Below are 15,176 nucleotides of genomic sequence, written 5' to 3'. Positions count from 1 at the left end.
CCAGTTCACCTCATGATGATTGCATCTAGCAATGATCTGTATTCTTCCATAACCGTACCATCATCCAGCAACAGATCACCAAGCTGATCCATCGCCAGCTCATTGATCTCGTCCGCCAGCAACGCTGCCATCGTACCATAACGCGCGGCTACAGCTTGCAAAGCATGATCATCCGCATATTCCAGCATCGCAGCTAGCAGCTCGATATGCTGCGGCTGCATCGCTTGCAGACAATCTTGCCATTCTTGTTCCAGCTCCGACATATCGAGCAAAGTTACATTTGTGCCTACCGCTGCTGCGGTATTGATAACAGGCTCGAGATCACTTTGAGCGACGGTCATATGCTGGACGATCGTATGCTCGACTTGCGCTGATGACTCCGATGGAAGCGGCATGGGCGCGGTTTCATCCAGTTCATCCGACATTTGCATCGCACCAGGCACGATGAGCTCATCCAGTTCCTCGTATATCGGTTCAACATGCGTGGAGAAGTCATATACGGTATTCGCTGACGCTACAGCTCCAATTTGCATATGCATATGTTGATGGTCTAATGTATGCTCGTTCTCTGCTGCATAATCATCTTCGCTTGCACGCATGTCATCGCTAACGTTCGCTTGCATAATAACATATTCATCATCAACAATAGGACGATTTTCCACCCGTCTGTTGTGATCTTCATCCACCTGTACTTCGCTCGGGTCGATTCCCTTAGCTTGACCGGTAGCGGCTGCCCAATCGGCGTAAGCCTGTTCAGCCTGCTGTTCCTGGCGGATCATTTCTTTGTCTTCCTCACGCAGTGTTAACATATCCCGCACAACCGCCGAATCCGCCTGCAACCGTTCCAACAGTGTCGGGTCGATCTCCACGCGGCGCGGCGCTGCCTGTTGTTCAGGTGGATGAAATGCCCGGCGAATATAACGCTCGATCAGACGGGCGATTTCCGGTTCCACCGGCGGCTGAATGCGCAACCGACCGTTGACGTTAAGCTGGCGACGCAGTTCATTTTCAGTCAGCTTAACGATACCGGTCAAAAATTCACGCAGTGGTGCATGTTCGGTTAGCGGCAAACGGCGTACGGTACAAGTACGTCCATGACGCGTCGAATCATATACCGCACTGCGGAACAAATAACGTTCACTTTCCCGATAGACCGGAGGGCGAAACAGCCCGAGCAACCGACTGCCTTGCTGCCGCTCCAAAAACGCATCCACCGCTGCCAGTACTTTCGGTATATATTCATTCAGCGCTGCCCGCCCTTCATCGACATAAAAGCGACTTCGTTCCAAATCGTAATCAAGCAGTGACGGCAACAATTCCATCGGCATGACGATAGGTGAAGCGGTGAACAATCGCTGCCACTCCAAATCGACCAGCTCGGACGGCACATGTCGCGGCGCTTCCAGCAACAGTTCAAGCAGCGGTTCGTCCAGACTGTGCACCTGTGCAAAGTCTACAATCCACGACGGCACATACCGATCCAACTTGCCAAAACGATGCCGATACTGCCGCCACACATTTAGCAGCAGACGATACCCGTCCAGCGGCTCTTGCCAGCCTGCTCCGTTAATCACCTCATAACAGAGCAGGAAAATATACGACAGATCGGTCGCCGGATAACGCTGCTGGCGCACCTCGCCACGCCAGTAAAAATACCAACGTTTTTGCCGCCATGTCATGCTCTCATAGGTCGGCCAATAGCTCATAAACGGCACAAATTCGGCTTCCGTTTCCGTCTGCTCCGCCATCTCCTGTGCACGCAGCGCAAACACATATTCCGCACTCTGAATCGCTGACAACGAGCGCCCTTCAGTTTGTGACAGATGCTGTTCAAAAGCAGCTGCTCCGGTTGCAGCTGGCGGATACGCAGCGAACAGCGGCTCAAGCGCTAGCGCTTGCTGCTCGGCAGGCGCTAGCGGACTGTGCCGGGTTAAAGCTTCATTAGACAGCGACCGATCTGGTAATACCGGAGCTTGAGCGGACATATGTTTCACTGCGTCTGTATGCTCATGATTTGGGAGCGGTTCATCCGGTGCCGGAATCGTGTAGCAGATGCCGTCTGTACGTGATAACAAAATCGGCACGTCAGAGCGCTCGGCTTTACGCTGATGAGCATTCAGATGCGCAGAAGCGACATCCACACGATCCGCCATATGCTTCGCATAGGCAGCCGCTGCCTCTCCGGCAAATGGCAGATGGTTAGCTTGCTGCGAACTTTGCTCATCTTGTATATTATGCCGCCTAGCCGCTTTGCCATAACTATGTTGCTGCATAGACTCCATATCGATATCGTTCAACATCGCCGCATGAGCGATTTCGCTAGCCTCACTCATTTGGCTAGCCTCACTATCGAAATTAGGCTCGCTCTGTTCATTTCCCGCATCCGGCACTTCGAGCCATCCCGCTCCATCGGTGCCAAATGATGCGTGTGCGCCATTCCGATTTTGCTTCGTTGTCCCATTCCCGCCATCATCCAATTGTTCATCGATGTGCAAAGCGGGCGGCACATACAACCGCCGACTGCTCGCTTCGGTATGCGGCAGCTCCAATTCAGCGCCTGCATAAGCTGTATGTGGCACATACTCGGCAGCAGAATGGCTCGGTGTCGATTCCGACTGCTGTTCTGGCTGTACAAAAGCAGGCGGACGCTGAATATGGATACCTTGCCGGGACAGCTCCTGCAATAGCCCTTCCATCCGTTCGGCTTTGCTCCTGCTATCCGGCACCGGTTGCGAAGACGCTGCTGCAAATGATGCCATCGCACGGGAATCGCCGTGACGATGTAAAGGCGGAGCTAAAAACCCCGCTTGCTCCGGATCGCCTGCATCGCGCTCCGGTGACGGCATATCCGGTTGTTCATTGCGCGCCGGAATGCGTAAACCGCGCTCCTGTGCGCCCAATTCCAGCTCGGTAAAGCCGCCAACACGCGCCATTTGCGCCAATCCAGGTTGTGCGGGACGCCGTGCTACCATCGTATAGGGCGACGGCAGCTCGGTTAACGGATGCTCCGGGTCGGCAATCGCATATTCGCGTACGACCGAATGGAACAATTTAAGCAGACTCGTCTGTGCAGTACGCAAATGCGGATCATCCAGTAGCTCCTGTTCGGTGAAAATGGACAGACGGATGCGCGCATTAATGCCGTTGAGCGCGCGATACATTTTGCTAGTCACATCCGCTGTCATCTCATCCGGTTCCAAATAGATCGCAATATCGACCCCGCCCGGCAAAACCGAACTGCGCTGACCGAGCAAGCTGACCGGAACGGCAATCAACGGACGCGCCACCTCACTACCTGCACGCGCCGCAGCTTTGCCTATGGTCGCCTCCTGCCAATACGGTTCCAGCATTGACGACCATCGTTTGCGCAGCTCGTTTAATAGCGCCTTCCGTCCGATTAAGGCGATTCGGCATGACGGAAACCGCCGGATACGCTCAGCGACAAATTGTCCTAACGCATCCGCCTGTGCGATCACGCCACCGAGCATCGCCCCGGAAATTCCCCAGCGGCACAAAAATTCAAAATGATCTACCAATCCGCCATTTCCATCCGGCAATGCCAGCTCGGGAATGAACATTTCTTCCCACGGGCCACGCAGTCGCTCTGAACCACGCTGGATAATTTCCTGCGGCGTCAAACGGCTATTACGCTCTAATGGCGTTCCGTCCGCCAGCCGTCCCATCGGTCCAAGCCCGATTTCACGCAGCAAGTCGGTTTCGATATGGCTGCCATCGTCCAATAGGATCGCTGCACCCGCCGCACCCATCCGGCGTGAAAGTTCCAGCGCCGGATAACGGATACCGCCAATTTCGATCATCGGTACGACAAATGTTTGCCCGACGCCATCGCGTTCTTCCAGCCGACCTTCCAGCACCCAGCGCGCCGTCGTATGGGCATCGGTATGAAACGCTGCCGTTTCATACGGAATAGGCGGCGCTACCGCAGACGGTGTGACGGCGGCAACGGTAGCGGGCAACTCGTCCTGCACATCCGCCATAAAACCGGCTTCTTCATGCTCATAGCTCCACATCTCCCCTTCATACAGCATCGCCGCCGAATCTGCACTTCCCGCCAGCACCGCTGCCGCATGTTTGTCCCAATACGCCTGCACCGGTGCGCCTTCATCGGTTTCCAGCGTGCCCGGCAACAAGCGCAGCAGCCTTGCATACAGTTTGCCCGCTTCATCAGGACGCAGCAAACATTCACTGTGACCGGCAGCGCTAAGCTGCCAACGCTGCTCGCCAGACAGCATGCTGCCCATAACAAGCTGCTGGATATTCCGCGCTTTTTCCGGCTCAATAGCATGACTGCCATAGGAGATATGCAGGAAAAAGCCTCGGTCTTCCTCGAAGCTGAGCAGGGCGATATATGATTTGTCCGTGAATGATGCGGGAGTAGTTAACGTCATGATGCAACCTGGCCTTTCTGTTTAAGCTTAGTCAACATAATAATCCCAATTATACATGAACCGTTTGCCCGATTGGTATAGGTAACGAACATATTTTCGTCATTTGCGGACATGACAAGAAGCCGAAGCGCTATCATGAAAGTGTCACAATAGGGCGGCTCCGGCTTATTTTACGGTATGATTTTGTGCAAAAATATTCACTGGATTGGCGACGGAATGCGAAATTGGCGGTAAATCCATCCAATTAATTCCATTTCATCCGGCAATCCGCCGGCAAAACCAACATAACCATCCGGTCGGAGCGCTACATAACCGCCACGCTCCATCCCGTATAACCGTCGTAATGTTGAATCCGGGTCAGGCAAAAGCGTCGACGGACGCGGTTCACGCAACATAAGCGGCAGATCAGGCAGTACGATCACCGTATCCAGCACTGGACGCCAGCTGTCCGAAATGCGATTCAGCAGCGGGATACGGGTGCGTTCATCCTCATCCCATTGCTGCGGGTCTTCAGGGCGCGGCAGCAGCGGCTCTGTATCCGGGAAGACGAGCAACAGATGCTTGTCCCGGCTCCACCAACTTAGCCCGTCCGCTCCGCGCGGCGCACGATCACCAGGCACGACCATGCCATGCTTCCAGTGATCGCCCTGCATGACCAGCTCGCTATGACGATAATGGATTCCCGTTTCGGACAATGAGCGCGCGAGTAAACGCTGTATGAAGTGTCGGGAAGAAACGAGCGGTGCTACCGTATTGCGAGCGACAGCAAACAGCGGGAAACGATTGAGCGACAGCCGTGTCAGCAAGCCTGTCCAGCGCAGCAATGTACGTCCGACAGGCTCGCGTTCTTCATCATAGCTGTCCAGCAAACTCTCATCTGCACGCCCGCTGCATACAAGCGCCAGCTTCCAGCCCAAATTAAGTGCATCCTGCATGCCTGTGTTCATGCCTTGCCCACCTAGCGGAGAGTGAATATGCGCCGCATCGCCTGCCAGCATAACTGCACCGACGCGATAATGCTCGACTTTACGCTGGTTAATACGAAAGCGTGTCATCCAGATCGGATCGTATGCACGCAATTGTCCACCTGTGCATTCATCCAATATATGCTGAATTTCCGGCAGCGTAATATCGTGCGCCTGCCCGTCTGCTGCTGACCATTCATTAGCATTTTCGTGCGCGGCGGCTTGCCCCTGACTACTTTGGCGTTCGGGAGCAGCAATAATGACGCGATGACGTCCGCTACGCAGTGGGAAAAAGGCAGCGATCTGTCCTTGATGCAAATGCACATGTAGACGATCATGCTCGATCTCACCTTCGATCCGCACATCCGCCAGCGCAAATTGCTGCATGATCGATGTGCCCGGAAATGCCATCCCTAGCAGATGACGCACTTTGCTATGGGCACCATCACAGCCGATCATCCAGCCTGCGTGAATACGTTCGGTATTCGGTGTACTTGTAGACGAAGGCTGCTCTGTCTCCTGATGGGCGTTCGCGGTAGTCGTGGCTGTCTTGACGACCGATGGTGATGGCGTAGGCGCTACATCCGTTTTAATTGTTTGATCGGCTTGAGCCGCTGTTACAGCTATCGTCTCTGTCTCTGCTATCCCTACCGTCTCCACCGTCGCTGTCATACGCAGCATACGGCTGCTAGCTGACCCGGCAGGCGCTGCTGCGGACGAACCGCTTGATCCGGTACGCCGCAAATGCGGAGGTAGCACTACAATCGGCGCAGCAGATGCAGTGGCAGCTTGCGCTTCAGCAATTTCAGCAGGCTGCGCCGTGTAATTTTCCATATCGACTAGTGCACGTCCATATTCCACCTGCACACCAAGCTGAGACAATCGCTCTAGCAAAATATGCTCCGTTTCGTTTTGTGGCAACATTAATATATACGGATACCGACTCGGAATACGCTCGCCAAACGGAATATTAGCGATCCGGCGGTTACCGCTATAGATCGCCGCCTGCCGGATCGGCAACCCTTGTTCTACCATCTGCGCCGCTACGGACGGTTCTAGCAGTTCCAGCGTACGCGCCATCACACCAAGCGCTTTGCTGTACCGGGAAGGGCCTGCCGCCTGGTCGATAATACGAATCGCAATTCCACGTCGCGCCAGCTCAAGCGCCAACGTCAGACCGGTCGGGCCCGCGCCGACAATCAACACATCACACACAGAAGCTTGAGCTGCATTAGGCAATGAATCAAGCGAGGATGAACGGAATGACATCGGAATCTCTCCTTTTCAGCTTGCAAACTGGTTCGGTTGTGCTAGGGCGTGTATGCAAACCTGGCGTGTTGGTGCAGCCACCACTGCGGTACGTGCAGCTCGCAGCCTACGAGTTTGCGTAACGCTCTAGTCAAAGACAAAACATCCAGCGTACAGACAAATTTGCCACAATGTACCCTGTTACATCGTACAAATTACGAATTTCCAATCGCAAATAAAGCAGGTTGCATCACTTGCATCCACACGCACGCATAAGCACGATCCGGCAACTTGTCTCTAATGCACACAATCATAGCGTTCACATAGCACTCACGGCAACTCGGGATGCTCTGCCACATACAAACTGTAAGCGATTGCCGGACGCGCCATCTCCACAAATTGAAACATCGCTGACGGCACGCCCGCCCCAACTTCGAATAGCCGGATATGCCCGTCTTCATCGATCCCGATATCCAGCGCGATTTCATGCAAACGTCCGTCCAGTTGTTGCTCCATATATGTCGCCAATTGCAGCGCATACGCATGAATCCGCTGCTCGGTTGCACCGCCTACATCTTCATCAAACTGATACTTCACAAAGCGATCCCACGTTGTCGTGAGCTGAAACGTATGCTTGCTGTTCGTAACCGCCACATGCGGCTCAGCAGACATCCAGACTGCACAGAAAGCGATGATCCATTCATTATGCCCATTTTTGGCAATATGCACACGAATATGAAACGGCAATCCTTGCCGGGTCACGCTCATAACGAGCTTTTGCAAACAATACTTTTCCTCAATCAGCAACTGCAGAAATGCCAACAGTTGCGTTTCGTTCATCCGATGCACCAATTGCTGATCAAACACCTCAAATTCATTACCCGCTACCCGGATCGTAAACGCGCCTTTGCCGGACGTGCCCTTGTCCGGTTTACAGATCACCTGTCCATGCTTATATATAAACGCAAGCCCTTGCGTCGCATCTCGCAACGTCTGAAACGGGATCAAATACCGTTTCAGCTCATCATCTTTGCGCAGCATATTGTAAGCGACCGTTTTATGCACCGACATGCCGCGCAGCGTATGGGTAAATGGAATCCGTTCCAGTTTGCGATACACTTCATCATACTTGCGAATCCCGCGCCGCCGCATCCGGTCATAAATCACATCGGGATAGGCAAATTCGGCTTCCGTCCAATCGCCATGTTCCAGCCGCCAGCCGCGAATACAGCGCCGATCCTCATCAATCCCTGCCGGATAAAAATAAAAAAAGTCCGCCCCATAACTTGCCGCAACAAGCGCATTCGCCATTAACAGCTCCGGCTCCACTTTCCAGCCAATGAGCAAACCGATCGTCATCCGGTGTTTCTCAGTTGACATATTCGTTCACTCCTTCGCTCCTGCACTCCCGTCATATACCGATCCGCATAACATCCACGAACGAACATAGAAGCGACCATATTCCAGCTCCGCTTCACTTTAATCTAAACCGGATGTGATTTATATACTTCGACCGATGGTAAAGCTTGTTCCACCATTGACTCGGTTTCAATGATGGACTTCGATTCATTTCACTGTAAGCACCGTAAATTCAATACGCTATACAGCAAAAAGGCAATCAGCGAACAGCCCGCTGTTCGTGCAAGCATAGCGCGCTGTTGGTGTACGATACTAATTATGCTCAGTATAAATCAAGCGACTACCGTGCAGCCATATCATTTTACAGACGATGGTATTACCGTTCACTTGCTTCAGCTTGCTCGAGCATATACAAACTGTACGCAAGCGCCGGCAATGCCATCTCCACATAATAAAATGACGTAAACGGCAGCCCCAGTCCCGCTTCAAACATCCATATCTGCCCCTGTTCGTCCAGCCCGATATCTAGCCCAATTTCATGAAAACTACCCTGTAACCGTTCGTCCATAAACTGTGCCAGCCGGATCGCATACTGGCGAATATAGCGATCGGTCTTACCGCCCGGCTGCTCGTGCACATGCTGCTTTAAAAACAGTTCCCAAGTCGGTGTCGCCCGAAAGGTATGTTCACTATTCGTAATCTTCCTGTGCGGATCAAGCGAAATGGAAGGCGCGCAAAAGCCCACTGTCCATTTACCATGCCCATCTTTGGTCAAATGCACACGAATATGAAAAGGCAAACCGTTTTCCGTTTCACTATGAATCATCCGCTGCAAACAATATTTTTGCGGAATAAGCGTAGTTAGCAGTTCCAACAACTGCGCTTCGTTCAATCGATGCACATAGTGTTGATCAAGCACTTCGATCGTATTGTCCGTCACCTGTACGATCAGTATGTTGCGACCGGAAGCGCCTTTGTCCGATTTGATAACGACTGCGCCATGCCTATATATAAATTCCAATCCAGCTTGTGCATCGCGCAATGTCTGAAACGGAATCAAATGCTGTTTCAAATGTGCATCCTCGCGCAGCAGATTGTAAATTACCGATTTGCGTCCCCATCTGCCGCGCAGCGTATGGGTGAATAACACGCCTTCCAGCTTGCGATACACCTCGGTAAAACCTTGCACTTCGCGGCGCCGCATCCGATCATAGACCACATCAGGATACGGAAATTCGCCTGCTTCCCATACTCCATACCTAAGCTTAAACCCACGAATGCGCTGCCGCTGCTCATCCACACCGGCAGGATAAAAATAATAAAAATCCGCCCCCAGACCGGCTGCCGATAATGCACAAGCTGTCAGCATCGGCAGCCCAATCTCCCAACCGATCAATACAGCGATGACGGGTCGACGCTGTTGTGCTTGCATTGCAGTCATCCTTTCATAATGAATACATCGATGTATAGAGATGTAATAGCTTATCTCAAGTAAAACTAAAATTTGAACATACTTGGGCGTATTCATGACTAAGCGATGATTAGATCGACATACTATAAATATATCCGAGACAAGCTATTACGCTCGATCCTACCCATAGATCGAAACAGCCTGCTTTCCAGTTCAGAAAAGCAGGCTGTTCTATCGCGTACCTGTTCACATTCTATCGAATCAAGGCAGTGTTGTGATCATATATTCTTTGTCCCCGATCCGAATACGTTGCAAGTTGCCGATATTCGTTTTGGGAGGTAAAGCGAGGCTGACTTCGTACGGGTAAATATGCTGTAACTCGGCAGGGGTTAGCTCAAGCGATGTTGGTGTGTGCACGCTGCCGGTTTCGCTGTTATGAACGGATATGTCGGATGACTCCGACGTGTTCGCTATGTCTGATGCTGAACTTTGGCTGCCCGCTCCAGCAGACGAGCGATCCGTAGCTGAACGATCTGCCGTGGATGAATGCGTTTTGGCTGCCGTATCGGAAGCTTTATCGGTTGCAGATGAAGTGGATTCACTGCCCGCTTGTTCCGACATGCCCGAGTTTGCTGAAGCATCGCCAGTTGTAGACGAGCCATCTGTCGATTCAGATGACGATGAGCCACAAGACACTTGCGGATCAAGCTTTTCGTAACTCGTCTGCCGTCCATCTTTAAGCAGCAATGTTACCTTTTTCGGCTCAAATGCAACGCAAGGCTCCATCATTTTAAAATGGAAAATAAGGCGTGGTGCCGACTCCGTTCCAGTTGTATCATTTTCCTTATTATTCGTACCGGAAGCATCGCTACCAGAAACGGTGCCCGAGTTGCTGCCGGTAGCAGTCGATGCGCCGCTCGCTGTACCGCCTATCCTATTGCTCGCGGACGATGATACAAGCGTCACCGTTGGTGCGGTGGATGCAGTCGCTACCGTATGGGAAGCTTCGCTGTGTGTGGCAGTGTCTGCACTGTTCGCCTCTGACTTTCCATCACTCGTGCCCGACTGTCCCTCGCTGACGGATGACGTGCCGCTCGTGCCGCTGATCGTTACGAGTACATCGGGAAACTGATCCGGGTTAAGCGCTGGCGTTGGCTCGGTTTGTGTAGTCGGTGTCGTCGCTACCGTCTCATGCCCGCCAAACACATTCACCATATATACCGATATCCCGGCTAACGCACCTAATCCGAGTAGCCCGACAATAATGAACAGCGGCATCCGACGCTGATTGCGGCGCAGCCATTTTTGCAGCGGTGTGGCAAGTTCGTCTCTGGCGCGATCATATACCGCCGTTAGCGCTGGCTTATTGGCAGGCGCACCTTGCTTTAGCGGGCTGCGCCGGAATGCTTCACGATCATGCTTGCGGAAATACGCTAATATCGCCGCTTCATAAGCGGGCGCAAAACGCGGCTTGCGCGTATGAGCACGTGATCCTGTCGCCTCGGTGCGGCTGCGTTCATTAGCGCGTTTGTCCGTACGATTAGAGTCGCTGCGAGTATGATGGTTACGTTCACGGCGCCCCTCTCCTTGAACTACCGCATCATCCGCGATCATAAACGCACGCTCACCGTCAGACCAAGCCAAAAAGTCATACATCGTCTGCGGTGACGGCGCCTGCTTGCGCACTTCCTCCACCAGCGCCGAATAGTCGACATCGTTGGCATTGGCGCTATACGCAAACGCAATCGGCAATCGTTGGAAACGACCGCTACGAATATCGTCGCCTAGCCATGAACGTCCAAGCTTTTGCACTTCGTCCTTTTCGGCGGGCGGCAACTTGTCCATTTCTTCGATCCAGTCCACATCGATTCCACTCGCTCCATCGTCAAACCAGCAATAGAGCAATTGCAGCGCACGCTTTTTGCCGTTTAGACGCCGCTCCGCTTTGGACGGGTCTTCATCGCTTGGCAACCGATAACCGAGAAATTCCGCTTGCTGCAAACGGCTGCGTGTGAGCGTCGACCATTCCAGTTCATTGAGCAAAATGCGCTCGGTCGCCATCCGCATCTGCTCGCCCATGCCGGACTGCTTCCAGGCTAGCTCATTGACGTCTGCCTGTTGCCCCAACTCCAACCGATCCAGCAACTGGAACACATCGTTTGCTGCTGCCAGCAGATCGCGGCTACTACGCAGCGCTTCCATAAACGCCTGCCCTGCCTGTAAACGGTAATCGTCCAGTTCCAGCAGTTGCGGATAACGACTGCCCCATTCGGCGGTAAGCCGAATCACTTCTTCCACCGAGCCTGCTTGACGGAATTTGCGCTCGATCAGCGGGGTAAGCAGCAGTGTCGCCAATGCAGGCTGACTGCCTACCAGCTTCAAAAAGCCTTCATACAGCGGCGGGTACTTTTCCAGCAACGCATACAATGCCTGCACATCGGTTGTCTGTTTGCGGTTGACGGCATTACGAATCGCCCAAATAAAATACTCTATAATTTTGCGTCCAGTATGCTGCGGATCGATTGCATAATACTCGGCAAACACATCCGCAACCGCTGTTTCCGGCACTTCGCCTGCACGTACGCGGTCAAATTCACGATCAAAGCGCGACAGGAACAGATCATTCAAGCGCATCGCCGCTTCCAGCGCACCTTCCGGACGCAGATGACGAATTAAAATTTGCAAAATTTGCGCCCGCTGACTGTTATACAGCGCTTCTTCGCCTTGCTCAACACGATACAACATCGTCCATTCATCATATTGCGCCGGATCAGGCAACGTCTCTGCGGCGGCATCGTTACCCGCCTGCCCTTGATCGGCAAACGCCTGCAATCGCTTTAACTCGTCCGGGCGGGACAGATGTTGCCATACATAATCGATATACATTTGCCCGGCTTTGCCCGCTTGCGCCGCCTGAATACGTCCGCTGCTCAGATCGAAAATGTACTCCCGCTCCAAATTGCGATCACCGGCGCGAATAGAGCCATTTTCCACAAACAACAATTGCATTCCTTTGCGGCTTTCCGGCTCCTTCGCATAGGTCGTAAACCCGAGCCGACGACGAAATGCATACGGCAGTGCCAGCATCAGCACATGCAGCAACCGATTCGCCTGTATCGACAGCTCCTGCACCGGCACATTAAGCGCAATGTACACTTTGCGGTGACGATGAATCGCTGACATGACCGCACCGAGCAATTGGCGAAACAATGCCTCATCTAATCCCAGTTGTTTCAGCACCGCATGCGCATCGATAGTCGGCGCAGCAGCGCGTACTGGCAACTGTTCCAATTCGTCCAGCTCGGTGCCTTGCTCGGCATCATACTGCTGCTTAAAGTCGGCTTGCAGCCAGCGCTCATAATGATGTACCCATTCCTCGCCACGCTGCGCGGGAATGACATAATTATGTGTAAAAAACGCGCTGCGCAGCCCGGTAAAATCAGTCGGCACATAGACGCTTTGCCCGAGCACCAGATCACGATTATCGAGCCGCACAAGCTGTAATGCTGCCGGATAAAGCGCCGCATCCTTTTCGCCGCGATTTTGCAACTCAGCAGGCGCATCGTAGGCACATAGCGGATGGATATTTTTTTTAATAAAAGAAAGATCAAGACCAGGGGAGCGAGCGATAGTATCATAGCCTTCCGTCGTGCGGAAAATGCCGCTTTTCTCACGTGTGTACAGCTGCTGCTGAATACGAGCGTCCGAAACCAGGTTCAAGTCTGTCGTCTCCCCTCTATATAATTCAGTTTGTAAAGCAGCCAAATAAACGGCTCATCGACACGGATCGGGCTGACTACGCTTTGCAGCTTCTGCTCGACCGGATTGCTGCCCAGCGCCGACACGGCAAAATAGGCGGTGTCCCGGAAATACACATCCATCGTGCCTTTGAACGGACGATCGACACGCTCGATAAAACGGCGAATTTCGCCATCGATATTTTCATATTCATCCAGATCAAAATGCCCGCGATGCACGACATTGTGGAAAATATTGCTGTTCGACTTAATATATTCGCCATCATCGCCACGCAACGATTCCAGCATATCGCTTTTCGTTAGCACCACAGCGGTCGGAATATCGGTTTTGCTGTCTTCCTGATGAGCGATAAAATCGCTAAACAGCGTCAATACTACATCGCGCGGCTCATCATAACGCGATACCCACTCGCCTTTGGTGTCGCCTAGCTTAAGCCGAATACGATCACGGATCGAACGAATTTGCAGCGGATCGACCATAAACAAAATGCCTGCCGAGTTTTTAATATGCTGCCCATGCAAACCAAGATAATCTTGATCGACCATGCCTTCACCTGCCACATCAAAAAAGACGAGCGTCAACGGCGGCTTCGTTTCATCCCTGAACACAAATTGGAAAATAAACGGTTCCTGCATTCGCTCCTTTTGCGTCGAAGCGAGCAGATCGCCGCGTTCAAACAGCGGCTCCTCATAATTCATACGGAATTTGCGGCTAATCTCGGTCGTCAGCGGCATACAAGCAGCATCAAAGCGATCAGCCGTCGAGTTTTGCAGCGTATGGATCAGTGCGGTCATATAAACCGATTTGCCGACTTGCGAAGCACCGACAATCGAAATGATATTGCTCGGCACTTTGCCCGCCGTCACCGGCAGCTCATTATGACAGTGCGGACAAAGACGACGACGCGTAATCTCGCCATAACGGTCGTTCAAACCGACCAGCACATAATCGGAATAGATGCGGTGTTCCTCCGGCACATCGTGCGGACGGAGCACCGCCTCCATATCTTGAATCGTATCCAGACCGAAGCGCGCACGATAACGGTTAAGCCGCGCATCTTCACGCAGCGCATACTCCTCATCATCTTCACGATGATGGCTCGCCCGAAATTCCACCTCATCTGGCGAAAATTTGTTAAAACAATACGGGCATACAATATCGTAATATAGCGGTCTGGGTTCAGATTCCGGCTTGCGTTTAAACCAGTCAAACATTTTCATAACCCCCATTTTCCCCCTACTCCAAAATTAATTCATACAGTTGTCCATACGTACGCCCATCGGTAAAAAACAGGCGCACATACTCATTTTTGCCGATCTCAATCGCCGGTAGCTCGGTACGTCCCGCCTGAAACGGCTCGGCAAACGGGTAGATGATGCCATCGTCACGGCTGGCGGGGTAACCGCCTTCTTTTTTGACGTAACAGAGTACATCGCGTTCCACCGGAACTTCGGCATGCACTTCGATCCGTACCGTTTTGCGCTTGCTAAACCAGCCGGCTTGTTGACGGATCGTATAGCGAATACGGGCTTTGCCAGCGCTCAGCTCGATCCGGTTACTATCATCATGTTGGCGGACGAGCATCATTTCGCCATTTTGCTCCACTACGAGATGTACCCGATATGCCACTTTGCCAAAATGATCGATCCGTTCGCGATAACCGTTGCTCGCTTTGTATTCTTCACGTGTGTACAGCTTAAGTGCATCTTGCCGAGGCAATGAGCCGGAGAAAGGTGTGACTCCTGCCGAATCATCGGCATGTGTAGGCTGAAGCAAAGCTGACGCGGCACCGTTTCTTTGTTCGTTACTTAGCTTTTCGATATAGACCGCCTCCGCATTACGCGGCCACAACCAACGCAATATACACCAGCCTTCCTCCGCCTGGGCGGTCAATCCGCGAATTACCCGCTCATCTCCAGACTCAGCGTCCACATAACGCATCACACCTTCCCCCTCCTCTATATGTGTTCCTACTATGTTATCCCCAATCGACTGCTAATGCGATCAGGTTGCTGTTGCTTATAG

The 15,176-nt window shown here is 52.6% G+C and carries 7 protein-coding genes; all 7 read right to left on the bottom strand.

Annotated elements, in window-relative coordinates; genetic code table 11:
- Window positions 1–5: 5 nt before the first annotated feature.
- The 7 genes from U1I11_RS17105 to U1I11_RS17075 all read right to left on the bottom strand — a co-directional run bounded on the left by U1I11_RS17105 (window position 6) and on the right by U1I11_RS17075 (window position 15,092).
- On the bottom strand, window positions 6–4,409 hold the full coding sequence (locus tag U1I11_RS17105; RefSeq protein ID WP_322907342.1) for a TerB N-terminal domain-containing protein: 4,404 nt from the start codon (window positions 4,407–4,409) through the stop codon (window positions 6–8).
- A gap of 197 nt (window positions 4,410–4,606) precedes the next feature.
- The gene (locus tag U1I11_RS17100) at window positions 4,607–6,643 is read right to left on the bottom strand and encodes an FAD-dependent oxidoreductase (protein ID WP_322907341.1); all 2,037 of its coding nucleotides are present in this window, start codon (window positions 6,641–6,643) and stop codon (window positions 4,607–4,609) included.
- A 309-nt stretch (window positions 6,644–6,952) separates the two neighbouring features.
- On the bottom strand, window positions 6,953–8,002 hold the full coding sequence (locus tag U1I11_RS17095; RefSeq protein ID WP_322907340.1) for a YheC/YheD family protein: 1,050 nt from the start codon (window positions 8,000–8,002) through the stop codon (window positions 6,953–6,955).
- A 355-nt stretch (window positions 8,003–8,357) separates the two neighbouring features.
- Entirely contained in the window at window positions 8,358–9,413 is a 1,056-nt protein-coding gene (locus U1I11_RS17090; protein ID WP_322907339.1) for a YheC/YheD family protein, read from the bottom strand.
- Between the two features lie 240 nt (window positions 9,414–9,653).
- Window positions 9,654–13,112 (bottom strand): GAP1-N2 domain-containing protein, encoded by a 3,459-nt coding sequence (locus U1I11_RS17085; RefSeq protein WP_322907338.1) that lies wholly within the window; start codon window positions 13,110–13,112, stop codon window positions 9,654–9,656.
- Window positions 13,109–14,371, bottom strand: coding sequence for a TRAFAC clade GTPase domain-containing protein (locus U1I11_RS17080; RefSeq protein WP_322907337.1), 1,263 nt, complete (start codon window positions 14,369–14,371; stop codon window positions 13,109–13,111). The genes U1I11_RS17085 and U1I11_RS17080 overlap by 4 nt, the downstream gene beginning before the upstream one ends.
- A gap of 16 nt (window positions 14,372–14,387) precedes the next feature.
- Window positions 14,388–15,092 (bottom strand): beta-mannanase, encoded by a 705-nt coding sequence (locus U1I11_RS17075; protein ID WP_322907377.1) that lies wholly within the window; start codon window positions 15,090–15,092, stop codon window positions 14,388–14,390.
- Window positions 15,093–15,176: the final 84 nt, after the last annotated feature.

The sequence above is a fragment of the Paenibacillus campi genome (genome assembly GCF_034659835.1).
Taxonomy (GTDB): domain Bacteria; phylum Bacillota; class Bacilli; order Paenibacillales; family Paenibacillaceae; genus Saccharibacillus; species Saccharibacillus campi.
The sequence above is the reverse complement of the archived record's forward strand: the minus strand, read 5'-3'. Positions and strand labels throughout refer to the sequence as shown.